Annotated in this window: 26 protein-coding genes and 1 tRNA gene; 16 read left to right on the forward strand and 11 right to left on the reverse strand. The window is 75.3% G+C overall.

The window, feature by feature from the left end; genetic code table 11:
• The first annotated feature begins 197 nt into the window (after nucleotides 1-197).
• Nucleotides 198-956, forward strand: a complete 759-nt coding sequence (locus ACIBPC_RS29285; RefSeq protein WP_398848827.1) for an APH(3'') family aminoglycoside O-phosphotransferase — start codon at nucleotides 198-200, stop codon at nucleotides 954-956.
• Nucleotides 957-960: 4 nt separating this feature from the next.
• Here ACIBPC_RS29285 and ACIBPC_RS29290 read toward each other — a convergent pair whose 3' ends face one another.
• Nucleotides 961-1,461, reverse strand: a complete 501-nt coding sequence (locus ACIBPC_RS29290; RefSeq protein WP_362957970.1) for a MarR family transcriptional regulator — start codon at nucleotides 1,459-1,461, stop codon at nucleotides 961-963.
• 93 nt (nucleotides 1,462-1,554) lie between these two features.
• Here ACIBPC_RS29290 and ACIBPC_RS29295 point away from each other — a divergent pair, with 93 nt between their 5' ends.
• Complete coding sequence (locus tag ACIBPC_RS29295; RefSeq protein WP_398848829.1) at nucleotides 1,555-1,998, forward strand: Rid family hydrolase; 444 nt, start codon at nucleotides 1,555-1,557, stop codon at nucleotides 1,996-1,998.
• Nucleotides 1,999-2,001: 3 nt separating this feature from the next.
• On the opposite strand, the gene ACIBPC_RS29300 is transcribed toward ACIBPC_RS29295, so the two are convergent.
• Nucleotides 2,002-2,481 (reverse strand): RrF2 family transcriptional regulator, encoded by a 480-nt coding sequence (locus tag ACIBPC_RS29300; RefSeq protein ID WP_398848831.1) that lies wholly within the window; start codon nucleotides 2,479-2,481, stop codon nucleotides 2,002-2,004.
• 84 nt (nucleotides 2,482-2,565) lie between these two features.
• Between ACIBPC_RS29300 and ACIBPC_RS29305 the strand changes: the two genes are divergently transcribed.
• Nucleotides 2,566-3,312, forward strand: coding sequence for an SDR family oxidoreductase (locus tag ACIBPC_RS29305; protein WP_398848833.1), 747 nt, complete (start codon nucleotides 2,566-2,568; stop codon nucleotides 3,310-3,312).
• A gap of 108 nt (nucleotides 3,313-3,420) precedes the next feature.
• Here ACIBPC_RS29305 and ACIBPC_RS29310 read toward each other — a convergent pair whose 3' ends face one another.
• Nucleotides 3,421-4,065 carry an HNH endonuclease family protein gene (locus ACIBPC_RS29310; RefSeq protein ID WP_398848972.1) on the reverse strand — a complete coding sequence of 215 codons (645 nt, stop codon included), beginning with the start codon at nucleotides 4,063-4,065 and terminating at the stop codon, nucleotides 3,421-3,423.
• Between the two features lie 172 nt (nucleotides 4,066-4,237).
• Here ACIBPC_RS29310 and ACIBPC_RS29315 point away from each other — a divergent pair, with 172 nt between their 5' ends.
• Nucleotides 4,238-4,720: an OsmC family protein gene (locus tag ACIBPC_RS29315; RefSeq protein ID WP_362957957.1), complete on the forward strand. Its 483-nt coding sequence runs from the start codon at nucleotides 4,238-4,240 to the stop codon at nucleotides 4,718-4,720.
• Here the strand turns inward: ACIBPC_RS29315 and ACIBPC_RS29320 are convergent.
• Both ACIBPC_RS29320 and ACIBPC_RS29325 read right to left on the reverse strand, forming a co-directional pair.
• Nucleotides 4,671-5,477: a class I SAM-dependent methyltransferase gene (locus tag ACIBPC_RS29320; protein WP_398848836.1), complete on the reverse strand. Its 807-nt coding sequence runs from the start codon at nucleotides 5,475-5,477 to the stop codon at nucleotides 4,671-4,673. The two genes, ACIBPC_RS29315 and ACIBPC_RS29320, sit on opposite strands and share 50 nt — an antisense overlap.
• A complete protein-coding gene (locus ACIBPC_RS29325) occupies nucleotides 5,474-6,061 on the reverse strand; it encodes a peroxiredoxin-like family protein (RefSeq protein ID WP_398848838.1) in 588 nt (195 codons plus the stop codon). Before ACIBPC_RS29325 ends, ACIBPC_RS29320 begins: the two co-directional genes overlap by 4 nt.
• A gap of 92 nt (nucleotides 6,062-6,153) precedes the next feature.
• Between ACIBPC_RS29325 and ACIBPC_RS29330 the strand changes: the two genes are divergently transcribed.
• The 3 genes from ACIBPC_RS29330 to ACIBPC_RS29340 all read left to right on the forward strand — a co-directional run bounded on the left by ACIBPC_RS29330 (nucleotide 6,154) and on the right by ACIBPC_RS29340 (nucleotide 12,039).
• On the forward strand, nucleotides 6,154-6,786 hold the full coding sequence (locus ACIBPC_RS29330; RefSeq protein WP_398848840.1) for a TetR/AcrR family transcriptional regulator: 633 nt from the start codon (nucleotides 6,154-6,156) through the stop codon (nucleotides 6,784-6,786).
• 944 nt (nucleotides 6,787-7,730) lie between these two features.
• On the forward strand, nucleotides 7,731-11,330 hold the full coding sequence (gene mfd / locus ACIBPC_RS29335; RefSeq protein WP_398848842.1) for a transcription-repair coupling factor: 3,600 nt from the start codon (nucleotides 7,731-7,733) through the stop codon (nucleotides 11,328-11,330).
• A 64-nt stretch (nucleotides 11,331-11,394) separates the two neighbouring features.
• A complete protein-coding gene (locus ACIBPC_RS29340; protein WP_398848844.1) occupies nucleotides 11,395-12,039 on the forward strand; it encodes a LysE family translocator in 645 nt (214 codons plus the stop codon).
• 19 nt (nucleotides 12,040-12,058) lie between these two features.
• Here ACIBPC_RS29340 and ACIBPC_RS29345 read toward each other — a convergent pair whose 3' ends face one another.
• The 4 genes from ACIBPC_RS29345 to ACIBPC_RS29360 all read right to left on the reverse strand — a co-directional run bounded on the left by ACIBPC_RS29345 (nucleotide 12,059) and on the right by ACIBPC_RS29360 (nucleotide 14,305).
• A complete protein-coding gene (locus tag ACIBPC_RS29345) occupies nucleotides 12,059-12,433 on the reverse strand; it encodes a DUF4259 domain-containing protein (RefSeq protein ID WP_398848846.1) in 375 nt (124 codons plus the stop codon).
• Nucleotides 12,434-12,535: 102 nt separating this feature from the next.
• Nucleotides 12,536-13,195, reverse strand: a complete 660-nt coding sequence (locus ACIBPC_RS29350; RefSeq protein WP_398848848.1) for a phosphotransferase — start codon at nucleotides 13,193-13,195, stop codon at nucleotides 12,536-12,538.
• Between the two features lie 25 nt (nucleotides 13,196-13,220).
• Entirely contained in the window at nucleotides 13,221-13,562 is a 342-nt protein-coding gene (locus ACIBPC_RS29355) for a YrdB family protein (RefSeq protein ID WP_398848850.1), read from the reverse strand.
• Between the two features lie 41 nt (nucleotides 13,563-13,603).
• Nucleotides 13,604-14,305: a FadR/GntR family transcriptional regulator gene (locus ACIBPC_RS29360; protein ID WP_398848852.1), complete on the reverse strand. Its 702-nt coding sequence runs from the start codon at nucleotides 14,303-14,305 to the stop codon at nucleotides 13,604-13,606.
• A gap of 142 nt (nucleotides 14,306-14,447) precedes the next feature.
• Between ACIBPC_RS29360 and ACIBPC_RS29365 the strand changes: the two genes are divergently transcribed.
• Genes ACIBPC_RS29365 through ACIBPC_RS29380 form a run of 4 tightly spaced genes read left to right on the forward strand, consistent with a single transcriptional unit; the run spans nucleotide 14,448 to nucleotide 18,970 of the window.
• Nucleotides 14,448-15,704, forward strand: a complete 1,257-nt coding sequence (locus ACIBPC_RS29365) for an SLC13 family permease (RefSeq protein ID WP_362957926.1) — start codon at nucleotides 14,448-14,450, stop codon at nucleotides 15,702-15,704.
• 24 nt (nucleotides 15,705-15,728) lie between these two features.
• A complete protein-coding gene (locus ACIBPC_RS29370; RefSeq protein WP_398848854.1) occupies nucleotides 15,729-17,180 on the forward strand; it encodes an acyl-CoA synthetase in 1,452 nt (483 codons plus the stop codon).
• Nucleotides 17,173-18,552, forward strand: coding sequence for a carboxyl transferase domain-containing protein (locus tag ACIBPC_RS29375; protein WP_398848856.1), 1,380 nt, complete (start codon nucleotides 17,173-17,175; stop codon nucleotides 18,550-18,552). Before ACIBPC_RS29370 ends, ACIBPC_RS29375 begins: the two co-directional genes overlap by 8 nt.
• The gene (locus ACIBPC_RS29380; RefSeq protein WP_398848858.1) at nucleotides 18,545-18,970 is read left to right on the forward strand and encodes a hypothetical protein; all 426 of its coding nucleotides are present in this window, start codon (nucleotides 18,545-18,547) and stop codon (nucleotides 18,968-18,970) included. Before ACIBPC_RS29375 ends, ACIBPC_RS29380 begins: the two co-directional genes overlap by 8 nt.
• Nucleotides 18,971-19,559: 589 nt before the next feature.
• Here the strand turns inward: ACIBPC_RS29380 and ACIBPC_RS29385 are convergent.
• Nucleotides 19,560-20,204, reverse strand: coding sequence for a DUF4352 domain-containing protein (locus ACIBPC_RS29385; protein WP_362957915.1), 645 nt, complete (start codon nucleotides 20,202-20,204; stop codon nucleotides 19,560-19,562).
• 177 nt (nucleotides 20,205-20,381) lie between these two features.
• Here ACIBPC_RS29385 and ACIBPC_RS29390 point away from each other — a divergent pair, with 177 nt between their 5' ends.
• From ACIBPC_RS29390 to ACIBPC_RS29400, 3 genes are all read left to right on the forward strand, one after another.
• The gene (locus ACIBPC_RS29390) at nucleotides 20,382-22,244 is read left to right on the forward strand and encodes an N-6 DNA methylase (protein WP_398848860.1); all 1,863 of its coding nucleotides are present in this window, start codon (nucleotides 20,382-20,384) and stop codon (nucleotides 22,242-22,244) included.
• A gap of 85 nt (nucleotides 22,245-22,329) precedes the next feature.
• The gene (locus ACIBPC_RS29395) at nucleotides 22,330-22,860 is read left to right on the forward strand and encodes a hypothetical protein (protein ID WP_398848862.1); all 531 of its coding nucleotides are present in this window, start codon (nucleotides 22,330-22,332) and stop codon (nucleotides 22,858-22,860) included.
• Nucleotides 22,857-24,122 (forward strand): serine/threonine-protein kinase, encoded by a 1,266-nt coding sequence (locus ACIBPC_RS29400; RefSeq protein ID WP_362957906.1) that lies wholly within the window; start codon nucleotides 22,857-22,859, stop codon nucleotides 24,120-24,122. Before ACIBPC_RS29395 ends, ACIBPC_RS29400 begins: the two co-directional genes overlap by 4 nt.
• Before the next feature lie 2 nt (nucleotides 24,123-24,124).
• Here ACIBPC_RS29400 and ACIBPC_RS29405 read toward each other — a convergent pair.
• A tRNA-Gln gene (locus tag ACIBPC_RS29405) sits at nucleotides 24,125-24,196 on the reverse strand.
• Nucleotides 24,197-24,353: 157 nt separating this feature from the next.
• Here ACIBPC_RS29405 and ACIBPC_RS29410 point away from each other — a divergent pair.
• Nucleotides 24,354-25,670, forward strand: coding sequence for a sensor histidine kinase (locus tag ACIBPC_RS29410; RefSeq protein ID WP_398848864.1), 1,317 nt, complete (start codon nucleotides 24,354-24,356; stop codon nucleotides 25,668-25,670).
• Nucleotides 25,663-26,943 carry a cytochrome P450 gene (locus ACIBPC_RS29415; protein WP_398848866.1) on the forward strand — a complete coding sequence of 427 codons (1,281 nt, stop codon included), beginning with the start codon at nucleotides 25,663-25,665 and terminating at the stop codon, nucleotides 26,941-26,943. Before ACIBPC_RS29410 ends, ACIBPC_RS29415 begins: the two co-directional genes overlap by 8 nt.
• Nucleotides 26,944-26,960 lie beyond the last annotated feature (17 nt).

Raw genomic sequence — 26,960 nt, forward strand, 5'->3', positions numbered from 1 at the left:
GCAACCGGATTCGCCGCGACGGCTGCGGCCTTGGCGGCGGGACGGCACCGAACCGTTGCCCTCGCCTCGATCCGGCTCCGGCTCCGCTCGTGACGTGCACGACAGATCTCAGGCGCCGGTCCGCCCGTCGACGAGCTCACGCACGACGTCGAGGTGGCCGTTGTGGCGGGCCGCCGGACAGACCTTAGTGTGGGCCTGTGGACGAGGTGACGCGCGGTGAGTCGGGGGCGGCGGTGTACCGGTCGTCCGACGGGACGTGGTACCTCAAACGGGTCCCGGCCGGGCAGGAGGCGTCGCTCCGGGCGGAGCGCGACCGCGTGGAGTGGCTGGGCGCGCAGGGTGTGCCGTGCCCGCGCGTCCTCGACTGGCGCGAAGGCCCTGAGGGAGCGGAGCTGACGACCAGCGCCGTCGCCGGAGTCCCGGCCGACAGCGTTCCGGCCGCGACGCTCCGGGCGTCCTGGGCGGCCATCGCGGACGCCGTACGGCGGCTGCACGAACTGCCGCCGCGGACCTGCCCGTTCACGCGCGACCTCACCACCATGTACGCCCTGGCCCTCGATGTCGTCGCGCGCGGCGCGGTCAACCCTGAGTTCCTTCCCGACGAGCAGCAGGCGACGCCCCCCGCCGAACTCCTCGCCCGCCTCACGCCCCAGCTCGACGCGCGCCTCGCCCAGGAGGCGGCGCAGACCGTCGTCTGCCACGGCGACCTGTGCCTGCCCAACATCCTGCTCGACCCCGAGTCCGCGACCGTCACCGGCTTCATCGACCTCGGCCGCCTCGGCCGCGCCGACCCGTACGCCGACATCGCCCTCCTCCTCGCCAACTCCCGCGAGACCTGGGCCGGCGAGGACGCGGCGCGGGAGGCGGACGACGCGTTCGCCGCGCGCTACGGCACGCCCCTCGACCACGACCGGGCGCGCTTCTACCTCGGCCTCGATCCGCTGACCTGGGGCTGAGCGCTCAGGCGAGATCGACGGGCCGCGTCCGCAGCTTGGCGGCGATGCGCGCCAGGGCGCGCTGGTCGGCGGCGGTCAGCGGGTCGATGACCAGCTCGCGCACCGCCCGTACGTGGACCGGCGCCGCCGCGACGACGACCTCGTACCCCGCGTCGGTCAGGGCCGCGAGCGTGTAGCGCCCGTCGTCCGGGTCGGGGGAGCGTGCCACCCAGCCGCGCGCCTCGAAGCGCTTGACGACGTTGGAGAGCCGCGAGAGCGACCCGTTGGCGAGGTAGGCCAGCTCGCTCATCCGCAGGCGGCGGCCGGGGGACTCGGAGATGTGGCTCAGCGTCAGGTACTCGAAGAGCGTCAGGCCCGACGCGCGCTGGAGCGGGGACTCAAGACGTCCCGGCAGCAGCAGGACGAGGGAGACGAGGCCCGTCCACGCGTCCTTCTCGGCGGGCGTGAGCCACTGCGGCCCGTCCGGGGTGTCACCCCCGGCGTCCGGGGCCGTGGAGCCGGTCATGCGGGCATCCTACCAAGCGCGTTTCACTTCACGCGTGAAGCGAAACCGTGCTACGTTCACTTCATGCGTGAAGTCAATCGAGAGGTGGGCGCCATGCCGGCACCCGAGTTCTTCGTCACGCCGGGCTACGGTCCGGCGCTCCGCTCCGCCCTGCACTACAGCCAGGCCGTGCGGATCGGGGACCGCGTCGAGATCTCGGGCCAGGGCGGCTGGGGCCCCGCGTGGGAATCGGTCGGTGAGGTGGCGTTCCCCGAGGCGCTGGAGGACGAGATCGCGCGCGCCTTCGACAACGTCGAGCGGACCCTCGCCGAGGCCGGGGCGACCTGGCGCGACGTCGTCGCCGTCGACTCGTACCACGTCCCCGCCGGGGCCGGCACCATCGGCGAGGCGCACAACCGGGCCATGGTCGAGCAGTTCCGCCGCCGCATGGGCGACCGGGCGCCGATCTGGACCCAGATCGGCGTCGCCGCGCTCGGCGCGCCCGGCATGCGCGTCGAGATCCGCGTCACCGCCCTGACCGGCCGGGACGCCGCCTGACGGTCAGCCGCCCGCCGTGTCGGACATCCGCCGCCGCGTACGGGCCGGGGCGGACGGCGGCAGCTCGCCGACGACATCGGCGAGCGTCGTCCCCGCCAGGCTGCGCCGCCACGCGTCGTGCGCCTCGGCCATCTTCCGCGCCAGCAGGCACGTGTCGCGGCAGTCCTCGGCGGGCAGCGCGCCGCGCCCCCGCTGCCGGATCTCGCGGCACTCGTACGGCGACGCCGGGCCGTCCACCGCCTCCACCACGTCCAGCAGCGAGATCGCCGACGCCGGGCGCGCGAGCCGGAACCCGCCGCGCGGCCCCGTCGTCGCCGCGAGCACGCCGGCCCTGACCAGCGCCTGCAACTGCTTGGCCAGCGAGGCGGGCGGCAGGTCGTAGTAGCGCGCGAGCTGCGCCGCCGACGTCGTGGACCGCTCGTCGAGCTGCGCCAGGGTCGTGGCGCAGTGCAACAGCCATTCGGTGCTCACGGGCAGCTTCATGACACCCGATCCTATCTCGGAGATTGCGGACGTGTTTAGTCCGAGATAGAGTCCGGGCAGCCACCGAGCAGAGGGAGACAGCCCATGAGGATCGTCGTCGCCGGAGCGACCGGGAACATCGGAGCCCTGACCGCCGCCGCGCTCGAACGGGCCGGGCACGAGGTGGTCCGCGTCAGCCGGTCCCTGGGGGTGGACGTGGTCACGGGCGAGGGCCTCGACGACGCCCTCGCCGGGGCCGGCGCGGTCGTCGACGCGACCAACAGCACGGCCGCCGACCCGGCCGAGACCGTCGCGTTCTTCGGCACCGCCACGCGCAACCTGCTCGCCGCCGGGCAGCGCGCCGGGGTGCGGCACCACGTGCTGCTCTCCATCGTCGGCATCGACCGCGTGGAGGGCAACGCGCACTACGCGGGCAAGCGCGAGCAGGAACGCCTCGTCGCGGCCGGTCCTGTGCCGTGGACGATCGTCCCGGCCACGCAGTTCCACGACTTCGCGGAGATGGTCGCGGGCTGGACCGAGCAGGACGGCGTCGCCACGCTGCCCCCGCTGCTCGTGCGGCCGGTCGCGCCGGGCGACGTGGCGGACGTGCTGGCCGAGGTCGCGGCGGGCGCCCCGCAGGGCAGGCACCCCGGCCTGGCGGGCCCCGGCCCGCAGGACCTCGTGGACATGGCCCGCCGCACGCTGGCGGCCCGGGGGCGGGAGGTGCGTCTCGTCCCGAGCTGGGACGGGCTGTTCGGCGCCGAGATGGCGGGGAACGTGCTGCTGCCGGCGGAGGGCGCCCGCATCGCGCCGACGTCGTTCGAGGCCTGGCTCGCCGCGCGGCGCGGCTGACCCGGCGAACCCCCCTCCGCCGCCCGGCGGTTGTGAGCACGACGGGGCGGCGGAGGAGGGCGGTCCTGGGGTGCGGTGCCGGGCGGTGCCGGGCGGTGGAGAGGAGGGTCAGCAGCCGTTGAGGATGCCGCTCAGGGCGCTCTTCTCGGCGGAGTCCACGGAGAGCCCGTAGTACTGCTTCACCTGGACCCACGCGCGGGCGTACGTGCAGCGGTACGCGGTGCGCGGCGGCAGCCACTGCGCCGGGTCCTGGTCGCCCTTGGACTGGTTGACGTTGTCGGTGACGGCGATCAGCTGGGGCCGCGTCAGGTCGTTGGCGAACGCCTGCCTGCGGGACGTCGTCCACGCGTCGGCGCCCGAGTCCCAGGCCTCGGCCAGCGGCACCAGGTGGTCGATGTCCACGTCCGAGGCGGCCGACCAGGTGGCGCCGTCGTAGGTCGAGTACCAACTGCCGCTGGTCGCCGCGCAGCTGCTGTCGGTGACGACGTTCGTGCCGTCGCGGCGCAGGACGACCTCGCGGGTGTTGCAGGCGCCGCTCTGGGTGATCCAGTGGGGGAAGAGGTCACGGTTGTAGCCCGTGCGGTCCTCGGCGGCCACGGGCAGGGCGGCGAGGTACGAGCGGGCCGTCGCGGCGCTGACCGGTGTCGGGAGCGCGGCCTGCGCGGCGGGGCCGTTGAGCAGGGAGGCCACGGTGGCGACGCCGGTGAGGGCCGCGGCCATGGCTATGCGGTGACGCGCGTAGAAGTGGGGAATCACGCGAAGTCCCTCGCTGTGGGGGCGGACAGGGGCCTGGCTCACGTGCCATCGTCGCGGCGGAACGTTTCTTCACCGCGAGCTGCAGGTAACAGATTAGGGGCATGCTCACGTCAGATTGGGTGCGGGATCATGGGGGGATCGGCACTCGTCATGTGAAGGAGCGGTCCCCGTGAGCAGGGCACGACAGCACGGCTACGACGTCACCGTCCGCTGGACCGGAGCCGCCTCGGGCGGCACCACCGCCTACAAGACCTACGCGCGCGACACCGAGGCGACCGCCGCCGGGAAGACCGCCGCCCTCCCCGGCAGCGCCGACCCCGCGTTCCTCGGCGACGCCGCGCGCTGGAACCCGGAGGAACTCCTCGTCGCCGCCCTCTCCCAGTGCCACATGCTCAGCTACCTCGCCCTCTGCTCGCTGCGGAAGGTCGTCGTCACCGCCTACGAGGACGCGGCGAGCGGCACCATGGACGAGACGGGCGGCGCGGGCGCGTTCACCGAGGTCGTGCTGCGGCCGGTGGTGACGGTCGCCGAGGCGCACATGGTGGAGACGGCGACGCGGCTGCACGGGCCCGCGTCCGAGAGCTGCTTCATCGCCGCGTCCGTCAACTTCCCCGTCCGCCACGAGCCGGAGATCCGGGTCGCCGGGCGGTGACGAGCAGGACCGCCGCGCGCGGCCGGGGGCCGACGGGCTCCAGCGCCCCGGCCAGGGCGTCCTGCACGGCCGGATCGTCCGGGTCGGGCAGGGCGTCGCGCACGGCGCCCCAGGCCCGGAGGAACGCGGCTGCCTCGGCGGTCGTCGCGCCGAGCCGCAGCCGCGACTCCAGGGCCGTGACGGTGATCGCCTCGTAGCCCGCGCCGGTCAGGACCTCCGCGATCCGGTCCGGCCCGGCGAGCGACGACACGCCGGGTGCGCCGCGGACGTCCATGCGGGGCGGCAGCAGGCCGCGCAGCGCCGTCCCGAGCACGCGCGGCAGCTCGTTCGCCGCCGGGTCGCCGGGGACGGTGAACGCGAGCCTGCCGCCGGGGCGCAGGGCCCGGCCGATCGTGGCGAACGCGGCGGCCGGGTCGGCGAAGAACATGACGCCGTTGCGGCTGAGCGCGATGTCGAACCCGCCGTCGGCGAAACGGTGCGTCTGCGCGTCGCCGCGCACGAACGCCGCGTTCCGCACCCCGCGCCGCGCCGCCGTCTCCCGGGCGTGGGCGAGCGGGGGCCCGGCGATGTCGATGCCGACCGCCTCGCCCGCCGGGGCGGCGCGTGCGGCGGCGCGCAGGGTGGTGCCGCCGTAGCCGCAGCCGATGTCGAGGACGCGGTCCCCCGGTCCGATGGCGGCGGCGGCGAACAGCGGCTCGTCGCACCAGCCGCCCACCACCTCGTAACGGGCGGCGTCGGCGGCCCGGTCGAAGCTCACCGGGCGCGCGCGGTGGCGGCGTGGGCGAGCAGTTCGTCCACGGACCACTGGTCGGAGGCGTGCGTCCCGTGCTTGGCCGCGACGACCGTGCCGTCCGGGGCGATGAGGAAGTCGCCGGGGAGGCCGAGCCGTCCGCCCTCCGGGCGCGCGACGGGTGGCCGGCGGCGGCGGAGCAGCACCGGGCCGAGGTCCCGCAGCACCCCGTACGCCATGGCGGGCCAGGCGCGCGGGCTGAGCACGGAGCGCGCGCCGCGTTCGATCCCGAACTCGCGGTAGAGCGCCTTCTCCGGGTCGGCGACCAGTGGGAACGGCAACCCGTCGGCGTGCGGGGCGAGTTCGGACTCGGGGGAGTGGAAGACCACGACCTCCCGGATGCCCGCGGCGGTGATCTCGCCGTGCCGCGTCGCGACGGACCGCAGGTGCAGGTTGCAGACGGGGCAGCCCGCGAAGCGGCGGAACTGGAGGTGCACCAGCTTCCCGTCCCGCGCCGGGACGGCGATGCTCCCGCCGCCGAGCGCCGTCAGCTCGCGCGGGGCGACGACGGAGCCGGGCCCGGGGGGCGGGGAGGGGTGGGGTGTGGGCATGCGTGATCGGTCCCTTCGCTGGGCACGAGGCGTAAGCGTGCGACGTACGCCTAACGGGACGCTATGAGCGTACGGGGTACGCTGTCAAGGCGATGCCACGACCCCGTTCCCTCACCCCCGAGCGGCTCGCCGACGCCGCGCTCGCCGTCCTCGGCCGCGACGGACTCGGCGGCCTGACGATGCGCGCCGCCGCCGCCGAACTGGGCATGTCCACGATGGCGGTGTACCGGTACGTCGCCGACCGCGCCGAACTCGAACGCCTCGTCGTCGACCGCGTGCTGCGCGACGTCGACGTGACGCCTCCGCCCGGCCTGCCGTGGGACCGGCAGGTGGCCGCGCTGATGGGACGCGTGCGGACGGCGGTGGGCGAGCACCCCGAGGCGGTGCCGCTGCTGGTGGCCCACCGGCAGTCCGCGCCGGGCGTGTGGCGCTGGTCGGAGGCGGTCCTCGGCGTGCTGACCGGGGCGGGCCTCGGCGGCGTCCGGCGCGTGGCCGCGCTGCGCGCGCTGACGAGCTACCTGGTCGGCGCGCTCCAGAACAACCGGCTCGGCCCGCTCGCGGGACCCGGCACCGGCATCCTGGCCGCACTGCCCGCGGACCGCTACCCGCTGCTGGCCGCCACGGCGGCCGACGCCGGGCGCCTCCCGGCGGACGAGGAGTTCGCCCGGGGCCTCGACCTGCTCCTGCGCGGCCTGCGCGCCGAGACGGACGCCCGGCCCACCTGACGCGGCGCGGCCTGCCCGCTGCCGCGACCGGCGCCGGAGAGTCTCCGGCACGCGCCCACGTGCCCCCCGTTCGCCGACGGCGGTGGTTCCTCCTCGGACCGCGCGACGCGCCGCATCCGAGCCGTCGTCCACCTTCCGGTCGCGCTGCTCGTCCCCGCCCGCTACGGCACCAACACCGTGGGCTCCCGGCACGCGAAGGTCCCGGCCGGGCCCGACCCGCTGTCACGCGGCCCACGCACCCACTTGACCCGCCGCCCCGCCCGCGCCTGGGCGCAGCCCCGGACGGCTCCTCCGGGCGGCTTCTCCGCCGCGACTGCCTGTACGCGCTGCCGCCGGGCCGGGGCGCATCGGCCACGCGCGTCCGAGCACAGCCGCACGTCACGGGCATCACGGCCGCGTTGCCCACGGAGCCGACAGCCGCGCGGCAGACGCCGGAGGGCTTCCGGCACACGAGACCGCCCAGCCGCCCGCGTCCTCACCGGGTACGGCTGTGCGCGCAGGCGCGGGCCTCCCGCTCCTCGTCGCCTCACGCCCTTGCGCCCGTCGGGGGACAGGGCCGCGACTCGTGTGGGCACGTCGCGTCCGTTCACAGCCCGGGAGGGATCACGCCGTTCGATCTTGTGTGCGGGGCCTCGCGGTCGGGCCGCTCGGCTTCCGCCCCGCTCGCCTGGGGGCGCGGGCCTCGGCGGCGGGTCGGCGTCGGCGCGTGTCGCGGGCCGTCCGGCGGCCAGGCCGGGGGACGACGGCCGAGCCTGTCGGGCGCGGCGGGAACGCGCGCGCGAAGCGTCACGGGCGTCCTGGCCCGGGACGGGCCCGTCCCGGGCCAGGACGCGGTCACCCGCGCGGCGGCGTACCCTGGAACCCCCCGGTCGGTGCTCCCGCCGGGCTTTCGTGTTGCCCGCTCTGTCCATCTTTTGTCCATTTCCGGGGACGGAAAAGCTCTGATGTCTCTCGCCGGTCTGCTCGCCGCCGTCTCGCACGAGCCGACGCTCGCCGAAGCCGTCGCCGCCACCGGCGACGCCGCCCGCCGCCACGTGGATCTCGTCGGCCCGCCCGCCGCGCGGCCCTTCGCCCTCGCCGCGCTCGCCCGCGGCACCGGCCGCACCGTCCTGGCCGTGACCGCCACCGGCCGCGAGGCCGAGGACCTGGCCGCCGCGCTGCGTTCGCTGCTGCCCCCGGACACCGTCGTCGAGTACCCGGCCTGGGAGACCCTGCCGCACGAGCGCCTGTCGCCGCGCGCGGACACGGTCGGCCGCCGCCTGGCCGTCCTGCGGCGCCTGGCCCACCCGCGCGCCGACGATCCGGGCGCCGGTCCCGTCTCGGTCGTCGTCGCCCCGATCCGCTCGGTCATCCAGCCGCAGGTCAAGGGCCTGGGCGACCTCGTCCCCGTCGAGCTGCACACCGGCACGAGCGCCGACCTGCCCGCCGTCACCGAGGCGCTGGCGGCGGCCGCCTACAGCAGGGTGGAACTGGTCGAGAAACGCGGTGAGTTCGCCGTGCGCGGCGGCATCCTCGACGTGTTCCCGCCGACCGAGGAGCACCCCCTCCGGGTGGAGTTCTGGGGCGACGACATCGAGGAGATCCGCTACTTCAAGGTCGCCGACCAGCGGTCCCTCGAAGTGGCCGAGCACGGCCTGTGGGCCCCGCCCTGCCGCGAGCTGCTCCTCACCGACGACGTGCGCCGCCGCGCCGCCGAGCTGGCCGTCGCCCACCCCGAGCTGGTCGAACTGCTCGGCAGGATCGCCGAGGGCATCGCCGTGGAGGGCATGGAGTCCCTGGCGCCCGTCCTCGTGGACGACATGGAGCTGCTCCTCGACGTCCTCCCCGCCCGTTCGATGACGGTCGTCCTCGACCCCGAACGCGTCCGCACCCGGGCCGCCGACCTCGTCGCGACCAGCCAGGAGTTCCTGCACGCCTCCTGGGCCGCCGCCTCGATGAGCGACACCGGCGAGGCGCCGATCGACGTCGGCGCCGCGTCCCTGCGCGGCCTGGCCGACGTGCGCGAGCACGCCGCCGCGCTCGGCATGCCCTGGTGGTCCGTGTCCCCCTTCTCGCAGAGCGTGGACGCGGGCGAGGCGGGCGACCTGCCGCCCGAGCCGGGCGGCGACGACGGCGTGAAGGGCGACGACACGCTCCGCCTCGGCCTGCGGGCCGCCGAGAGCTACCGGGGCGACACCGCCCGCGCCCTCGCCGACACCAAGGGCTGGCTCGCCGACGGCTGGCGCGTCGTCTACCTCACCGAGGGGCAGGGCCCGGCCAGCCGCACCGTGGACATCCTCGGCGGCGAGAACATCCCCGCCCGCCTCGACCCGGTGCTGCCCGCCGACCTCGGCCCGTCCGTCGTGCACGTGTCGTGCGGCGCGGTCGAGCACGGCTTCGTCGCCCCGGCGCTGCGGCTCGCCGTCCTCACCGAGACCGACCTCACCGGCCAGCGGGCGGCGGGCCGCGAGGGCACCAGGATGCCCGCCAGGCGGCGCAAGACCCTGGACCCGCTGACGCTGGAGGCGGGCGACTTCATCGTCCACGAGCAGCACGGCGTGGGCCGCTACATCGAGATGGTCCAGCGGACGGTGCAGGGCGCCACGCGCGAGTACCTCGTCGTGGAGTACGCGCCGGCCAAGCGCGGGCAGCCGGGCGACCGGCTGTTCGTCCCGACGGACCAGCTCGACCTCGTCACCAAGTACGTGGGCGGCGAGGCGCCCTCGCTGCACCGGCTCGGCGGCGCCGACTGGACCAAGACGAAGGCGCGCGCCCGCAAGGCCGTCAAGGAGATCGCGGCCGACCTCATCAAGCTGTACTCGGCGCGCATGGCCGCCCCCGGGCACCCCTTCGGCCCCGACACGCCCTGGCAGCGCGAGCTGGAGGACGCGTTCCCCTGGGCCGAGACGCCCGACCAGCTGACGACCATCGCGGAGGTCAAGGAGGACATGGAGAAGTCGGTCCCCATGGACCGGCTGATCTGCGGCGACGTCGGCTACGGCAAGACGGAGATCGCCGTGCGCGCGGCGTTCAAGGCGGTGCAGGACGGCAAGCAGGTCGCCGTGCTGGTGCCGACGACGCTGCTGGTGCAGCAGCACTTCGGCACGTTCTCCGAGCGCTACGCCCAGTTCCCCGTGAACGTGCGCCCCCTGTCCCGCTTCCAGTCCGAGAGCGACGCGCGGGCGACGCTCGAAGGGCTGCGCGACGGCGCGATCGACGTGGTGATCGGGACGCACCGGCTGTTCTCGTCCGAGGTGAAGTTCAAGGACCTCGGCCTCGTCATCGTGGACGAGGAGCAGCGGTTCGGCGTGGAGCACAAGGAGCAGCTGAAGAAGCTGCGCGCCAACGTGGACGTCCTCACCATGTCCGCCACGCCCATCCCGCGCACGCTGGAGATGGCCGTCACCGGCATCCGCGAGATGTCCACCATCACGACGCCGCCGGAGGAGCGCCACCCGGTCCTCACGTTCGTCGGCCCCTACGAGGAGCGGCAGATCGGCGCCGCGATCCGCCGCGAACTGCTGCGCGAGGGCCAGGTCTTCTACATCCACAACCGCGTCGAGTCCATCGACCGGGTCGCCGCGCGCCTGCGGCAGATCGTGCCGGAGGCACGGATCGCCACCGCGCACGGCCAGATGAGCGAGGGCGCGCTGGAACGGGTCGTCGTGGACTTCTGGGAGAAGAAGTCCGACGTGCTGGTGTCCACGACGATCGTCGAGTCCGGCATCGACATCTCGAACGCGAACACGCTGATCGTCGAGCGCGGCGACATGTTCGGCCTTTCGCAGCTGCACCAGCTGCGCGGCCGCGTCGGGCGCGGGCGCGAGCGCGGCTACGCGTACTTCCTGTACCCGCCGGAGAAGCCGCTGACCGAGACGGCGCACGAGCGGCTCGCCACCATCGCGCAGCACACCGAGATGGGCGCGGGCATGTACGTCGCCATGAAGGACCTGGAGATCCGCGGCGCGGGCAATCTCCTCGGCGGCGAGCAGTCGGGGCACATCGCGGGCGTCGGCTTCGACCTGTACGTCCGCATGGTCGGCGAGGCCGTGGCGGACTACCGCGCGGCGCTGGAGTCGGGCGAGGGGGGCGAGCCCGACGAGACGCTGCTCGAAGTCAAGATCGAGCTGCCCGTCGACGCCCATGTGCCGCACGACTACGCGCCGGGGGAGCGGCTGCGCCTCCAGGCGTACCGCGCCATCGCCGCCGCGAACAGCGAGGAGGACATCCGCGCGGTCCGCGAGGAACTCACCGACCGGTACGGGCCGCTGCCCGAGGCGACGGAGAACCTGCTGCTCGTCGCGGGGCTGCGGATGCTGGCCCGCTCCTGCGGCGTCACGGACGTCACGCTCCAGGGCAGCCGCATCCGCTTCTCGCCGGTGGACCTGCGCGAGTCGCAGGAGCTGCGGCTGAACCGGGTCTATCCCGGCTCGGTCGTCAAGCGGTCCACCCAGCAGGTCCTGGTGCCGAGGCCGACGACCGCCCGCATCGGCGGGAAGCCGCTGACCGGGCGCGAACTCCTCGCGTGGACGGGCGAGTTCCTCACCACCATCCCCGGTTCCTGACCGGGACCTGCCGAGCCGCCCCCCGCCGCCGCGCGCGGGGGCGGCGGCCGTACGCTGGCGGTCCATGGACACCGCCACCGCCCTGTGGTCCTTCGCCCTGGTCGTCGGGCTGCTGACGCTCACTCCCGGACTCGACACCGCCCTCATCCTCCGCACCGCCGGACTCGGACACCGCAGGCGTGCCTGGGGTGTCGTCCTCGGCATACAGACCGGAACGTTCGTGTGGGGCGCGCTCACGTCGCTCGGCGTGACCGCGCTGCTCACCGCCTCGCAGTTCGCGTACACCTGCCTGCGCTGGGCAGGCGCGGCGTACCTCGTCTGGCTCGGCGTCCGCATGGTCGCCGCCACGTGGCGCGGCCGCGCGGACGGGACGGCCGCCGCGGACACCGCCGTCCCCGACCTGTCCGGCGCGCTGGCCGGCGGCTTCCGCCAGGGCGCCCTGACGAACCTGCTGAACCCCAAGGTGGGCGTCTTCTACGTCGCCGTCCTGCCGCAGTTCATCCCGCCGGGCACACCCCACTTCCTGATGGGCCTGCTGCTCACCTCCGTCCACATCGTCCTTGGCCTGGCCTGGTCGTCCGTGCTGGTCGCGTGCGCGCGGGGCCTGCGCGGCGCGCTCCAGCGGCCCCGCGCCAGGCGCGTGCTCGACAGGATCACCGGCTCCGTCATCGCCGCCTTCGGCGTCCGCCTCGCCGCGAGCGACACCTGACGACCGGCGCGCCCTGCGGTCAGTCCGCCTCCTCGGCGGCGACCTCGGCCAGTCCGTCGAAGGTGCGGTCGAGTATCGCGCGCCGCTTCGCGCGGTACTCGGGCGTCGGTTCGAGCCCGTCGATCGTCCGCTCCCACACCTCCACGAACCGGCGCCGCCACTCCTCCACCACCGCACGCCCCGGCAGGGCTCCCGCCCCGTACCCGGCGCGGGCGAGGACGGTCAGCAGCTCCGCGTTGCACGGCACGACGACGCCCCCGTACTCGTCCGGCTCGATTCCCACCGGATCGCCCGCCATCGCCGCGACGATCTCGTCCACCAGCCGCCCGATCACCATGGCCAGGTGCTCGGCCGCCGTGTCGTTGTCGAAGTTGCCGCTGTCCCACGTGCCCATGGCTGCCTCCCCCTAGAACGCCGCCGCATGTCCGCACCGGCTCTCCCACGTGCCCTCATGGAAGCAGGTGCCACTGACAACGGCGCCTGACATGCGAGCCGGTCAGGCGGCGCCCAGGGCGCCCGCGAGGGCCCGCAGCCTGGCCGCCTCGGCGGGCGTCACGTTCGGATTGCCCAGCCGCACCGCGACGGCCTCCCGCATCGCCGGACCCGGATCGGCGCGCGACCCGGCCCGCAGGCCCCGCAGCAGCGCCCGGCGCCCCAGCCGCACGCCGCGCCACGGGATGTCGGACGTCCCCACCGTCACCAGCGTCATGGCCAGGTCGGCCGCCGGGTCGCCCGCCGCCGCGTCACGCCAGTCGATCACCACGGGCCCGCGCGGCGTCAGCACGACATTGCCCGGATGGAAGTCCAGGTGCAGCACCCGCTCGTCACCCGCCCCCGCCGCGCCTTCCCGCAGCCACCCCGGGGCGGGTATCCGGTGCAACCGGTCGTGCAGCGCGCCCAGTTCACGCCCCAGCGCCCGCGCACGCCACGGCCGCGCCGCCAGCACGTCCAGCATCGTCGGCCCGGAGAGCCGCTCCAGCACCATGTCCGCGCCCGCCACCTCGTGCACGCGCGGCACGGGGAAGCCGCACGCCGCCAGGTGCGCCATCACCCGCGCCTCGTGCTCGGCGGACCCGCCGCGCCGGTAACGCCGCAGCACGCGCTCCCCGTCCAGCGCGTACACGTCGGCGTCCCGTCCCGCGGCGATCAGCTCCATGCGGGCCAGTATGCGCCCGCGCAGCTCAGCGGGTACGGGCCCGCCGCCGCGCCGTCTCGGCCACCGCCGTGTTCACGGTCGTCACGGCCGCCAGCACGACCGCCGCCGCCGTGTGCCCCCGCGCGTGCACCCCCCAGGCGCCCCCGCCGAACACCAGCGCCTTCACCGCCAGCACCCCCGCCAGCGGCAGCCGCACCCGCGCCTTCGGCGCCGCGAACAGCCCCCACAACACCACCCCGGCCAGCGGCAGTCCGAGCCCGAGCGCCGTACGCGCCACCACGCCGCCGTCCGTCCCGAACCCCCACCAGGCCAGGCAGCCGATGGCCACCAACTCCAGCACGAAAGCCAGCACTTCGTTCAGCGTCACGTACCAGGGCCCCTCCAGCACGGGCCCCCCGTCGCGCGCCGTCACGACGGGTCCCAGCTGAGCAGCCGCACCTTCGCCACCGTCCGCACATGCCGCCGCATCGCCGTCGCCGCGGGCCCGGGCCGCCCCGCCGCGATCGCCTCCTGGATCGCCCGGTGCTGCGCCAGCGAACGCGCCGGACGGCCCGGCTGCCGCAGGGACTCCGTCCTGCTCTCCGCGATCTGCTCGGCGATCGACCGCATGAACTCCGCGAGCAGCGCGCTGTGCGCCGCCGCCGTCACCGCCGCGTGGAACAGCCGGTCGCCCTCCACGCCGTGCCCGCCCCCGGCGATCTCGCGCTCCATGTGGTCGAGCGCCGCCGCTATCGCCGTGAGGTCGTCCTCCGTGCGGCGCTCGGCGGCGAGTTCGGCGAGCTTCGTCTCCAGCGCCTCGCGCGCCTCCAGCACGTCGGGCAGCCGCCTGCGGCGTTCCATCAGCCGCTCCACGGGCTCCGCGTCGAGGCTGTCGCCGACCAGGTACGTGCCCCCGCCGTGCCGCACCTCGACCAGGCCCTGCACCTCCAGGACGACGATGGCCTGCCGCACCGACGCGCGACTCACGCCGAGGCGCTGCGCCAGCTCGCGTTCGGGCGGGAGCCGGTCGCCCGCGCGCAGCCCGCCGTCCGCGACATGGCTCCGCAGCCGTTCCACCACCTGCTCGTAGAGCCGCGTGCGCGCCATCGGGCGCAGGGCGTCGTCGGACATCCGGGCAGCGTAACACCGCGCCTCGGCACCGGAGGTGGCCGAGTGGCCGGACCAATTCCGTCCGGTGTATTGACGGCGGCGCGCCCGAGACCCACTGTGGTTCAGCCACTTGGCCAATTCTGGCCGGAGGGAGAGAGCCGCCGTGTCCCCGGAACTGATCTCGATACTCGTCCTCGCCGTCGTCTTCGTCGTCGCGACCACCCGCTCGATCAACATGGGCGTCCTCGCGTTCGCCGCCGCCTTCGGTGTCGGCGAACTCGTCGCCGACCTCGACGCGGACGGCATCTTCGCCGGATTCCCCGGCGACCTGTTCGTCGTCCTGGTCGGCATCACCTACCTGTTCGCCATCGCCCGCGCCAACGGCACGACGGACTGGCTGGTGCGCGCCGCGATCCGCCTGGTCGGCGGCCGCATCGCCCTCATCCCGTGGGTGATGTTCGTGATCACCGCCGCCCTGACGGGCATCGGCGCGCTGTCCCCGGCCGCCGTCGCCATCGTCGCGCCGATCGCCCTCAGCTTCGCGCAGCGCTACGGCATCAGCCCGCTCCTGATGGGCGGCATGGTGATCCACGGCGCGCAGGGCGGCGGCTTCTCGCCGATCTCCATCTACGGGTCGATCGTCAACGGCATCGTGGACCGCGAGGGCCTGCCGGGCAACGAGCTGGTCCTCTTCCTCGCCAGCCTCGTCGCCAACCTCCTGATCGCCACTGTCCTGTTCGTCACCCTCGGCGGCACCCGCCTGTCGGGACGCGAGGACGACACCCCGCGCGACACGGACCAGGAGGACGGCGCCGCCACCGGCCTGACCCCCGCCCGCGCCGCCACGCTCGCCGCCCTCGCCGCGCTCGTGTTCTCCGTCCTCGTCCTCGACTTGGACGCGGGCCTGACCGCCGTCACCCTGGCCGTGGTCCTCAACGTCTTCTGGCCCGACGAGGGCCGCCGCGCCGTCTCCGAGATCGCCTGGTCCACCGTCCTGCTGATCTGCGGCGTCCTCACCTACGTCGGCGTGCTGGAGGAGATGGGCACGATCACCTGGGCCGGCAACGCGGTCGGCGACATCGGCGTCCCCCTGCTCGCCGCCGTCGTGCTGTGCTACATCGGCGCGCTGATCTCGGCGTTCGCGTCGTCCGTCGGCATCATGGGCGCGCTGATCCCGCTGGCCGTGCCGTTCCTCGCGCAGGGCGAGATCGGGGCGGTCGGGATGGTCGCGGCCCTCGCGGTCTCGGCCACCGTCGTGGACGTCAGCCCCTTCTCGACCAACGGCGCCCTCGTCCTGGCCGCCGCGCCCGAGGACCGGCGGGAACGGTTCTTCCGGCAGCTCATGATGTACGGAGGAGCCGTGGTGGCGGTCGTGCCCGCCGCCGCGTGGCTCGTCCTCGTCGTCCCAGGACTCGGCTGATCCCCACCCACGGGAGGAACGAACGTGACCCCGCTGCTGCCCACCCTCTCCGCCGCCGTGCCGCCGGACCGCCCGGCCGCGCGCTTCGACGGCCTGACGCTCAGCCACGCGGCGCTCGCCGGGGCCGCGCGCGCCGTCGCGGAGGGGCTCACGCCCGGCAGGCCCGTCGCCGTCTGGGCCACGCCGTCGCCCGAGACGGTCGTCGCCGTCGCCGCCGCGCTGCTGGCCGGGGTGCCCGCCGTGCCGCTCAACCCGAAGTCGGGCGACGCCGAACTGGCCCACATCCTCGGCGACAGCGCCCCCGCCGCCCTCCTCGCCGCCCCCGGCGCCGGGCTCCCCGGCCCCGCCGCCGCCCTGCCCCGTACGGACGTGGACATCGCCGCCCGCGCCCCCGGCACCCAGTACCCCGAACCCCCCGACGAGGCCCCGGCCCTGATCGTCTACACCTCCGGCACCACCGGCCCGCCCAAGGGCGCCGTCCTGCCCCGCCGCGCGATCCGCGCCAACCTCGACGCCCTCGCCGACGCCTGGCAGTGGACGCGCGACGACGTCCTCGTGCACGCGCTGCCCCTCTTCCACGTCCACGGCCTGATCCTCGGTGTCCTCGGCCCGCTGCGGCGCGGCGCCGCGTTCCACCACCTGGGCCGCTTCTCGCCCGGCGCGGCGGCCGAAGCGCTCGCGGGGGAGGGGACGATGCTGTTCGGCGTCCCCACCATGTACCACCGCATCGCCGCCGAACTGGACGGGGACGAACGCCTCGTCCGCGCCCTCGCCGGCGCCCGGCTGCTCGTCTCCGGCTCCGCCGCGCTGCCCGCCCCCGACCGCGAGGCCATCGCCCGCGCCACCGGCCGCCGCGTCGTCGAGCGCTACGGCATGACGGAGACGCTGATGAACACCTCCGTGCGCCTCGACGACGCGGACGCGCCCCCCGGCACGGTCGGCACGCCCCTCGCGGGCGTCGAGCTGCGCCTGGTGGACGACGCGGGGGCCGAACTGCCGCCGGACGACGCGGAGTCCGTCGGCGAGATCCAGCTGCGCGGGCCCAACCTCTTCACCGGCTACCTGAATCGCCCCGACGCCACCGCCGCCGCGTTCGCCCCCGGCGGCTGGTTCCGCACCGGCGACATGGCCACGCGTGACGCCGACGGCCGCGTCCGCATCGTCGGCCGCCGCGCCACCGACCTCATCAAGAGCGGCGGCTACAAGATCGGCGCGGGCGAGATCGAGAACGCGCTGCTGGGCCACCCCGGCGTCCGCGAGGCCGCCGTCACCGGCGAGCCCGACCCCGACCTCGGCGAGCGGATCGTCGCCTGGATCGTCCCCGCCGACCCCGCGAGCCCGCCCACCGCCGACGCGCTCGCCGGACACGTCGCCGCGCTCCTCGCCCCGCACAAGCGCCCGCGCGTCGTCCGCTACCTGACGGCCCTGCCGCGCAACGACATGGGCAAGATCCTGAAGCGGTCCCTCCATGCCTGAGCCCGGCGCCCGCGCCGCCGCGGCAGCCGTCGCCGAGGACTTCCGCGACCTGCCCACCGCACCACCGCGTACGCCCGGCCCGCCGGACGGCCCGATCGGCTGGGCCGGTTACGACGCGGCGCGCGCCGCCGCCGCGCGCCGCACCGGCGAGGCGGAGTCGGTGGTGTGCGGCACGGCGCGGATCGGCGGGCGCGACGTCGTGCTGGTCTCGTTCGAGTTCGGCTTCCTCGGCGGCTCGCTCGGCGAGCGCACCGGCGACCTGCTCGCCGCCGCGCACCAGGCCGCGCGCGAACGCCGCGTCCCCCTCGTCTCGCTGCTCGCGACCGGCGGCAGCCGCATGCAGGAGGGCATGCGCGCGCTGGCTCAACTCCAGCGCCTCACCGCCGAGTCGGCCCGTACGCGCGCCGCCGGGCTGCCGCAGGTCGCCGTCGCGCGCGACCCGACGACGGGCGGCGGCTGGGCCGTCCTCGGCGCGGGCGCGGACGTGGTGCTCGCCGTCGAGGGGGCGCAGATCGGCTTCGCCGGTTCACGGGTGCGGCCGCCCGGCGCGGACCCGGCGGCGTACACGGCACGCGCCCAGTACGCGGCGGGGCACGTGGACGCCGTCGTCGCGCCGGACGAACTGCCCGCCAGGCTCGGCCGCCTGGTCGCCCTGCTGGCGCCGCCGCACCCGCTCGCCCCCGCCGAACCGCCTGGCTCCGGCACCACTGCGCCCCCCGAACTGCTGCCCCGCAGCGGCTGGGAGGCCGTGACCAGGGCGCGCGCGGCGGGCAGGCCCCGCGCGGACGCGTACCTCGACGCGTACTTCGACGTCCGCGAGCCCGTCAGCGGCGACCGCTGCGGCGGCACCGACCCGGGGATGCTGTGCGGCTTCGGCAGCCGCGCGGGCCGTACGGTCGCCTACGCGGCCCAGCGCGGGACGCGCACCACCCCGGCGGGCTACCGCACCGCCGCCCGCCTGATCCGGCTCGCGGGGCGGCTCGGCGTGCCGGTGCTGACCCTGATCGACACCCCGGGCGCGGCCAACGGCCCGGAGGACGAACGGGCGGGCGCGGGCCCGGCGATCGCCGACGTGTTCACGGCCGTCGCCACCTCCCCGGTGCCGGTGACGGGGCTCCTGGTCGGCGAGGGCGGCTCCGGCGGCGCGCTGGCGCTGGCGCCGCCCGGCAACACGTGGGCGGTGCCGGACAGTTACTTCGCGGTGATCGCGCCGGAGGGCGCGGCGGCCATCCTCAAACGGACGCCGGACGAGGCCCCCGCAACGGCCGACCAGCTGCGCCCGCGCCCGCAGGACCTCGCGGCGCTGGGCGTCACGTGCGGGACGGTCGGGCCCGTTGTCAGTGCCCTGCGCCAGGATGGGGCGCATGAATGACGCCGACGCCCCGGACAGCCCGGTGGGGACCGCACAGCTCGTCGCCGCCTGGCGCGGCATCCTCGACGCGCCGGACAAGTCCTGGGCGCTGTTCGCCCACGGCACCTGCGTCGTCCTCGTGCGGCCCGAGGAGGACCTGGCGCGCCAGGCCGTCCGGATACTGGGGGAGTTCGGCCCCGTGCACGCCGGTTCCCCGGCGGGCGACTTCGGGGTGATATCCCTCGGCGAGGGGCGCGGCTGGGTGATCACCGGCCACCACCCGGACGTCCTCACGTACGTGGCGCCCGACGACGCGGCGGCCGGTCCGGACGGCTCGGACCTGGGCATCGGCCTGCACGGCCGCTCGCTCCGCGATCTGGACGGCACCCGACTGCGCCTCATACACGTGGAGGACAACCGCCCGACACCCGGCGCCTGACACCCTCCGGGGACCCGCCAGCCCGACGACACCCGGCGCGGTACCCGGTGACGACCGTTCTGCGCCGACGTACACAGCGGTCGGCGAGCCCGTTCGTCAATGCGGGCCGGGGTGCCGGCCGCTTGCTGCGCGACCTGGGCGGTGCCGAACTGCGCGTCACACAGGTGGGGGACAACCGCCCGGCGCCCGATCCCTCCGGGACCCCGCCTGCGCCACGACATCCGGCCTGGTCGTCGGTGGGGTGGTGCCCGGCCATCACGCGGTGGTCGGCGAGAGCCGTTCCGCACTGCGGGTTTGGTGGCACGGCCGTTCACCGTGCGACTTGGACGGCGCTGAACAGCGCCTGCTCCGGGCGGGAGCGCCACCGCGCGGAGGATACGGCGCCTCGCGATGCACGGCGCCCGGTGGCGTGAACCCGCGACGGGATACGCGGACCACCGGTCAGGCGTGGTCCGGCGCGTGACGCGGCGCCCCGTGAGGCTCACAGGCGCCCGCGCACACGGACGCCGGGCGGCGGGACACGGGGGTCCCGTCCGCCCGGCGTGGGCCGGTGCCGCCGTGCGGCGCAGTGGTGTTCGGAGCGCGGGGGTCAGAACGTGAGGGTCCAGGTCTCGCCGTTGCTCTCGAAGTCGTCCATGTCCTCGACCAGGACGTTCAGCGCCGCCGCGTCGGCGGGCGCGTCGAAGGCGAACTGCCCGGTGGCCGTCTGACCGGCCGGGAGCGCCCCGCCGAAGCCGGACCCCATGGTCTCATCGAAGATCTCCTCCGCCTCCACGCCGTCGTCACCGGCCCGCGCGGTGACCAACAGCATGTCGGTGTCGTACACCTCGGAACCGGAGTTCTCCACGGTGACCGTCACGGCGTACGCGCTGTTGCCCTCGGTGTGGCCCACGGCGTACTCGTCCGGCGTGTAGGGCTCGGGCGCCGAGACGGTGACGGTCACGTCGCCGTCGAACGGTACGCCCTCGCCCGCGCCGTACGTGCCCCCACCCGCCGGAGCCTCCTCCTCTGCGGCCGCGTCGCCGGTGTCCTCGGCGGCGTCGGCGTCCTCGGAAGGCTCCGCCCCGGCCTGCTCCTCGTCCTCCTGGCCCCCCGACTCCGAGCCCGAAGTCTCCTGCGCAGAAGCGGAGTCGCCGTCGTCCTCACTGGAGCACGCCGTCAGCGCGCCGCCCATGGTGAGCGCCGCCACGGCGATCGCGGCAACGGCCGTCATCCGCTTCCTGGTCCTGACCATGTCAGGTTCCCTCCCTCAGTCAACGCCGACCCCCTCGGGCCGACGGGTCAATGAGAACACGGCTTGTGAATCGAGTCAACAGGCAAGTCTGTGAACGGCCTTCGCCATGCTGTGTATCGAAAACCCGGGAACTGTGGGTAAGGTCATCCCACCGCGCAGCCGACAGGAGGCAGTCACGTGCCGGGCCACACCTCGGAGGTCACCGCAGCCGGTATCGCCCGGCTCGCCGGAGTAGGGCGGGCGGCGGTGAGCAACTGGCGCCGCCGCTACGACCATTTCCCCCAGCCCGTGGGCGGTACGGAGACCAGCCCCACGTTCGCCCTCCCGGAGGTCGAACGCTGGCTCCGCGCCCACGGAAAGCTGGCCGAAGTCCCCCTGCGCGAACGCCTCTGGCAGCTCGTGGAGTCCGACCGCGACGGCCCCGCCGCCGCCGTCGCCCGCCTCGGCGACCAGCTCCTCCAGCACGGCGACCGCCCCCCGGGCGGCGCGGACGAGGCCGCCGACGCCACCGCGCGCCTGGCCGCCGGGACGAGCCCGGCCGAGGCGTTCGACTTCCTGCTGGGCCGCCATCTCGACGCCGCCGCCCGCCAGCTGACGCTCACCCCGCCCGACGTCGCGTCCCTCATGGCGGCCCTCGCCGGCCCCGCCGACTCCGTGTACGACCCCGCCTGCGGCCCCGGCACCCTGCTCGCCGCCGCCCGCAGCGCCGACGGCACCCCGCCCCCCGAACTGCACGGCCAGGACGCCGATCCGCTCCTCGCCCACCTCTCCGGACTGCGGCTCGCCCTGCACGGCAGCCACAGCGTCCGCGTCCGCCCCGGCGACACCCTGCTCGCCGACGCCTTCCCCCAACTCGCCGCCGACGCCGCGCTGTGCCACCCGCCGTTCAACGAACGCCACTGGGGCCACGCCGAGTTGTCCTACGACCCGCGCTGGGAGTACGGACTCCCCGCCCGCACCGAGTCCGAACTCGCCTGGCTCCAGCACACCCTGGCCCGCCTGCGCCCCGGCGGCACCGCCGTCATCCTCATGCCGCCCGCCGTCGCCGCCCGCCGTACCGGCCGCCGCCTGCGCTCCAGCCTCCTGCGCCGCGGCACCCTGCGCGCCGTCATCGCCCTGCCCACCGGCGCCGCCCCGCCCCACAGCCTGCCCCTGCACCTGTGGGTCCTGCGCAAGCCGGACCCCACGTCCCCCACCGCCGCCGAACCGCGCCTGCTGGTCGTCGAGACCGGCAACGTCACCTCCCGCGCCCCGGGCGCCCGCGCCGGTGACGGCCTCGACTGGCCCGCCCTGCACCGCACGGTCCTCACCGCCTGGACCGCCTTCGACCGCGACGGCGACCTCCCCGCACGCCCCGGTGTGCACCGCGCGCTACCCGTCATCGACCTGCTGGACGACGAGGTCGACCTCACCCCCGCCCGCCACCTGCCCCCACCCGGGCACACCACCGGCGGCTCTGCCCTCACCGCCGTGCAGCGCGACCTCCAGGAGACCCTGCGCCGCACCCTGGAACTCGCACCGGTGCCCGTACCCCCGGGCGACGTCCCCGCGGGCGCCCCGCACTGGTCGACGGTCACTGTGGGCGAACTGGCCCGCTCCGGCGCCCTCGAACTGCACCCCACCGACCCACCCCCCACCCGCCCCGGCGACATCCTGGTCCCGCTGTTCCACGACGGCAGCGCCGCCCCGTACGTCGTCCCCGACAGCGACGCGGGCACCACCCCCGAACGCCACACCGGCCTGCTGCGCCCCGACCCCACCGCCCTCGACCCGTGGTTCCTCGCCGGATTCCTGCGCGGCAGCGCCAACACACGGCAGGCCAGCAGCTACGCCTCCTCCGCGGGACGCATCGACCTGCGCCGCCTCAAGGTCCCCCGGCTCCCGCTGCCCCTGCAACGCCGCTACGGCAGCCGCTTCGCCGAACTGGCCGCCTTCGAGAACGCCCTCGCCCAGGCCGCCGCACTCGGCCGCCGCCTGGCGCAGGGCACCGTGGACGGACTGACCGAGGGCACCCTCCCGCCCGGCGACGACGGACCCTGAACGGCGCCCGGCGGGGAGGGCTATCATCCAGATCCGCGGTGCCTGACATGTCGCACCGCTCGAACGGATACCCGATGGGGGTGCGATGTACGGTCCGCCCACGGCCCCGCCACCGCCCCGCCGGGACATCCGGGCCGAGGTCCTGCGGTGGCTCTTCGCCGTGGTGCCCCTCCTGTCGCTCGGGGTGCTCTCCTGGGTGCCGTTCCTCCACATCGCGACCCGCCGCGGACGCCGCTCCGACTGGCTCTTCGCCACCCTCTACGGGGTGCTGTCGGCGGGCGAGCTGACCATGCTGATCACGATCCCCAGCGACAACGACGGCACCGCGGGCGCCATCGGCGGGACCTACACCGTCCTCCTCATCCTGGGCGCCTGCGTCCACGCCGCCCTCACGGGCTACCTGCCGAGCCACAGCGCCCACCCCCCGCAGCAGCAGCCGCTCCCGTCGCCCTACGGCACCCCCCACCCCACCCCGCCCCCCACGCCCGGCGCCTACGCGACCCCCACCCCGCACGCGACCCCCACCCCGTCACCCTCCACTTCGTCCCGCATGCGCCAGGTCGCCTCCGAACTGGACGAACTGGGCGAGTACCTGCGCCGCCAGGAGGGCCGGTGACCTCCCCCCGTCTCCTCGCGGGCCGCTACGAACTGACCGAACCCCTCGGCAAGGGCGGCATGGGCGAGGTCTGGTCGGGCCGCGACACCGCCCTGGGCGGACGCCGCGTCGCCGTCAAGCTCCTCGACGCCGAACGCCTCGCCGACGGCTCGGGCCACGGCGACGCCGACAGCCTGCGCCACCGCTTCCTCCGCGAGTGCCGCGCCACCGCCCGCGTGGACCACCCGGGCCTGGTCGTCGTCCACGACGCGGGACAGGACGGGGCCGAACTCTTCCTCGTCATGCAGCTCGTCGACGGCTCGGACCTCGCCGACCACCTGGCCGAGCACGACCCGTACCCCTGGCCCTGGGCCGTCGCCGTCCTCGCGCAGCTCTGCTCCGCGCTCGCCGCCGTGCACGCCCTCGGCATCGTCCACCGCGACCTCAAGCCGGGCAACGTGATGGTCCGCCCCGACGGCCGGATCACCGTCCTCGACCTGGGCATAGCCGCCGTCACCGACGACACCGACGAGGCGCGCCTCACCCGGACCGGCACCCTCCTCGGCACGCCCGTCTACATGGCCCCCGAGCAGGCGGTCGGCGGCAGCCCCGTCGGCCCCGCGGCCGACCTGTACGCGCTCGGCGCCATCGGGTACGAACTGCTGGCCGGCCGCGTCCCGTTCACCGCGCCCAACCCGGCGGGCCTCCTCTACAAGAAGCTGCACGAGGAGCCCGTCCCCCTCGCCGGGCTGCGCCCCGACCTCCCCGCCGGGCTCGCCAACCTGATCCACCAACTGCTCGCCAAGGACCCCGCCGACCGGCCCCGGAGCGCGGCCGCCCTCTTCGTCCCCCTCGCCGAACTCCTGCACACCGCGGGCCCCGGCACAGGCACAGGCGCGGACAGCCCGCTGGACCCCACCCGCCCGCTGCGCCACCCGCTCGCCCCCTGGCCGCCCCGCCACGCCGCCCCCGAGCCCGACCTCACGGCGAGCCTGGAGGAGATCAAGCAGCTGCTGGCCCAGGCCCGTTACCACGAGGTCGCCGACCTGCTGCGGCGCACGCTCCCGGCCGCCGCGCAGCGCTTCGGCGAGACGTCACCCGTCGTACGCACCCTGCGCAAGCAGTACGCCGCGACCCTGCTGGACACCGCCCAGTACGAGCGCGCCCTGCCCGAGATACGCCGCCTCGCCGACGACCTGACCGCCGACCGCGGCCCGTACGACCCGCTGGTGCTCCAGCTCAGAGCGGACGAACAGCTCTGCCTGCGCCACCTGGGCCACTGAGGCTCCCCCGCCAGGACTCGAACCTGGACTTACGACACCAAAAATCGCAGTGCTGCCGATTACACCACAGGGGATGGCAACGCCCGCCAGAACGGCTGCAATCACCCGCCGCCCGCCGGACACCCCACACTATGCCAGCCCGGCCCCCCTCCACGCGACGGCCGGACGGCCCCGCCGCGGCCCCGCGCACCCTCCTGAAAACGTGCCGATCCCGCCCGTAGGCTGGTCGGCATGAACACTTCGGGGGAGGAGACCACAGCCGGTGGGGGGTACCGGCTGTGGTGGTGGACGCGGCGGCGCAGCGCGGCGCTCGACATAGGGCTCGCGCTGGTGTCGGCCGCCGAGTGCGTCATGCAGGGCCTCAACTTCGCGCAGCGCACGGGCCTGCCGCCGGTGCTGGTCGCGCTGTTCGGCATCGTCGCGGGCAGCACGGTCGTCATCCGCCGCAAACGCCCGCTGACCGTCATCCTCATCGCCATCGCCATCCTGCCCACGACGATGGGCGACGTCCTGACCGTCGTCGGCCTCTACACCCTCGCCACCACGGACGCGCCCCGCCGCCTCGTCGGCGCGCTCGCCGCGGCGGAGGCGGCGGGCTCGTTCGCCGTCACGCTGCTGCTGCTGAAGCAGGACCCGGGCCTGGACGCGCAGCCGATGCCCGCCTGGTTCCGTCCGCTGGTCGCGGGGATCTTCGCCGTCGTCCTCGTCGTGCCGCCCGTGCTGCTGGGCATGTACGTACGGGCCAGGCGGCGGCTCGTCGAGTCCCTGCGCGACCGCGCGGGCGGGCTCGAACGGGAGCTGGTCCTCCTCGCCGAGCGCGCCGAGGAGCGCGCCGAGTGGGCCAGGGGAGAGGAACGCCGCCGCATCGCCCGCGAGATGCACGACGTGGTGGCGCACCGCGTCAGCCTCATGGTGGTGCACGCCGCCGCGGTCGCCGCCGTGGCGCCCAGGGACCCGGAGCAGGCCGCGCGCAACGCCACCCTCATCGGTGACATGGGCCGCCAGGCACTCACCGAACTGCGCACGATGCTCGGCGTCCTGCGCGCCGCCGACAAGCCCCTCGTCGCCGCCCCGCCCCGCCCCGCGCCCACCGGCCCGCCCGCGGCCCCAGGACCCCAGGCCGTCCCGCCGCCGGAGGGGCCCGCGCTCGACGGGCTCGCCGCGCTGATCGACCAGTCGCGCGCGGCGGGCATGTCCGTGGACCTGTCCGTGGAGGGCGAGCCGCGCGGCTACGCGGAGCCGGTCGAGTCCACGGCCTACCGCGTCGTGCAGGAGGCGCTCACCAACGTCCACAAGCACGCGGCGGGCGCCGCCGCCCGCGTCCGGCTCGCGCACCGCGACGGCGAGGTGGCCGTGCTGGTGCAGAACGACGCCCCGGAGGGCGCGCAGGTCCCCGGCGCGCGCCTGCCGAGCGGCGGGAACGGCCTGCTCGGCATGCGCGAGCGCGTCATGGCGCTGGGCGGCGGCTTCGTCTCGGGGCCGACGGACGGCGGCGGCTTCCGCGTCTCGGCCGTGATCCCCGACCGGCGGGAGCCGTCCGGTGCCTGAGCCGCGCTGCCCGGTCGGCGGGGACGCGCCGCCCGCGCTCTTCGACCCCGCCTTCGCCACCGACCCGTACCCCGCTTACGCCTGGCTGCGCGAGCACGCGCCGGTGCACCGGGCGACGCTGCCGAGCGGCGTCGAGGCCTGGCTGGTGACGCGCTACGCGGACGCCCGCCGCGCGCTCGCCGACCCGCGGCTCAGCAAGAACCCGGGGGCGCACACCGCCGAGGCCCACGCGCGGGGCCGCGTCGGCATCCCGGGCGAGCGCGGCGCCGGTGTCATGACGCACCTGCTCAACATCGACCCGCCCGACCACACGCGGCTGCGGCGCCTGGTGTCCGCCGCGTTCACGCCCCGGCGCGTGGCGGCGTTCGAGCCCCGGGTGCGCGAGCTGACGCACGCCCTGATCGACGGGTTCGCCGCGCGCGGCTCGGCCGACCTGATCGACGACTTCGCCTTCCCGCTGCCCATCCTCGCGATCTGCGACCTGCTGGGCGTCCCGCGCGAGGACCAGGACGACTTCCGCGCGTGGGCCGGGATGATGCTGCACACCACCGGCAGGCGCGGCGGCGTAGGGCGGGCCGTGAAGCGGATGCGCGCGTATCTGGCCGAGCTGATCCACCGCAAGCGCGCCGACCTCGGCGACGACCTGATCTCCGGGCTCATCCGCGCCTCCGACGACGGCGAGCAGCTCACGGAGGAGGAGGCCGCGGCCATGGCGTTCATCCTCCTGTTCGCCGGCTTCGAGACGACGGTCAACCTCATCGGCAACGGGCTGCACACCCTGCTGCGCGCGCCGGGCCGACTCGACGCGATGCGCGGCCTGTTCGCGGCGGACGCGGCCGACGGCGGCGACCGCGCCGCGCGCGCCGTCGAGGAACTGCTGCGCTACGACGGGCCGGTCGAGCTGGCCACCTGGCGGTTCGCCGACGAGCCGCTGACGCTCGGCGGGCAGGCGGTGGAACGCGGCGACCCCGTCCTCGTCGTCCTCGCCGCGGCCGACCGCGACCCGGCGCGCTTCACCGACCCGGACCGCCTCGACCTCGCGCGCGCCGACAATCCGCACCTCGGCTACGGGCACGGCATCCACTACTGCCTGGGCGCGCCCCTGGCCCGCCTGGAGGCCCGCACGGCGTTCGAGATCCTGCTCGCGCGGCTGCCCGACCTGCGCCCCGGCGGCGACTGGTCGGCGCTGCGCTGGCGCGGCGGCCTCATCATGCGCGGACTCCGCGCCCTGCCCGTGGAGTTCGGGCCGGGACGGGTGACCCCGCGTCAATAGTGTGATCCGCGCGTGAT

Origin of the sequence: Streptomyces sp. NPDC049879, assembly GCF_044461265.1 — a bacterium.
Lineage (GTDB): Bacteria > Actinomycetota > Actinomycetes > Streptomycetales > Streptomycetaceae > Streptomyces.

Bases quoted from the DNA above. Each gene is read 5' to 3' on its own strand.
- ACIBPC_RS29340 (WP_398848844.1), top strand. From the start codon at position 11,395: ATGGACACCGCCACCGCCCTGTGGTCCTTCGCCCTGGTCGTCGGGCTG.
- ACIBPC_RS29395 (WP_398848862.1), top strand. From the start codon at position 22,330: ATGTACGGTCCGCCCACGGCCCCGCCACCGCCCCGCCGGGACATCCGG.
- ACIBPC_RS29385 (WP_362957915.1), bottom strand. From the start codon at position 20,204: ATGGTCAGGACCAGGAAGCGGATGACGGCCGTTGCCGCGATCGCCGTG.
- ACIBPC_RS29345 (WP_398848846.1), bottom strand. From the start codon at position 12,433: ATGGGCACGTGGGACAGCGGCAACTTCGACAACGACACGGCGGCCGAG.
- ACIBPC_RS29380 (WP_398848858.1), top strand. From the start codon at position 18,545: ATGAATGACGCCGACGCCCCGGACAGCCCGGTGGGGACCGCACAGCTC.
- ACIBPC_RS29300 (WP_398848831.1), bottom strand. From the start codon at position 2,481: ATGAAGCTGCCCGTGAGCACCGAATGGCTGTTGCACTGCGCCACGACC.
- ACIBPC_RS29295 (WP_398848829.1), top strand. From the start codon at position 1,555: ATGCCGGCACCCGAGTTCTTCGTCACGCCGGGCTACGGTCCGGCGCTC.
- ACIBPC_RS29325 (WP_398848838.1), bottom strand. From the start codon at position 6,061: ATGCCCACACCCCACCCCTCCCCGCCCCCCGGGCCCGGCTCCGTCGTC.
- ACIBPC_RS29375 (WP_398848856.1), top strand. From the start codon at position 17,173: ATGCCTGAGCCCGGCGCCCGCGCCGCCGCGGCAGCCGTCGCCGAGGAC.
- ACIBPC_RS29360 (WP_398848852.1), bottom strand. From the start codon at position 14,305: ATGTCCGACGACGCCCTGCGCCCGATGGCGCGCACGCGGCTCTACGAG.
- ACIBPC_RS29330 (WP_398848840.1), top strand. From the start codon at position 6,154: ATGCCACGACCCCGTTCCCTCACCCCCGAGCGGCTCGCCGACGCCGCG.
- ACIBPC_RS29410 (WP_398848864.1), top strand. From the start codon at position 24,354: ATGAACACTTCGGGGGAGGAGACCACAGCCGGTGGGGGGTACCGGCTG.
- mfd (WP_398848842.1), top strand. From the start codon at position 7,731: ATGTCTCTCGCCGGTCTGCTCGCCGCCGTCTCGCACGAGCCGACGCTC.
- ACIBPC_RS29305 (WP_398848833.1), top strand. From the start codon at position 2,566: ATGAGGATCGTCGTCGCCGGAGCGACCGGGAACATCGGAGCCCTGACC.
- ACIBPC_RS29350 (WP_398848848.1), bottom strand. From the start codon at position 13,195: ATGGAGCTGATCGCCGCGGGACGGGACGCCGACGTGTACGCGCTGGAC.
- ACIBPC_RS29290 (WP_362957970.1), bottom strand. From the start codon at position 1,461: ATGACCGGCTCCACGGCCCCGGACGCCGGGGGTGACACCCCGGACGGG.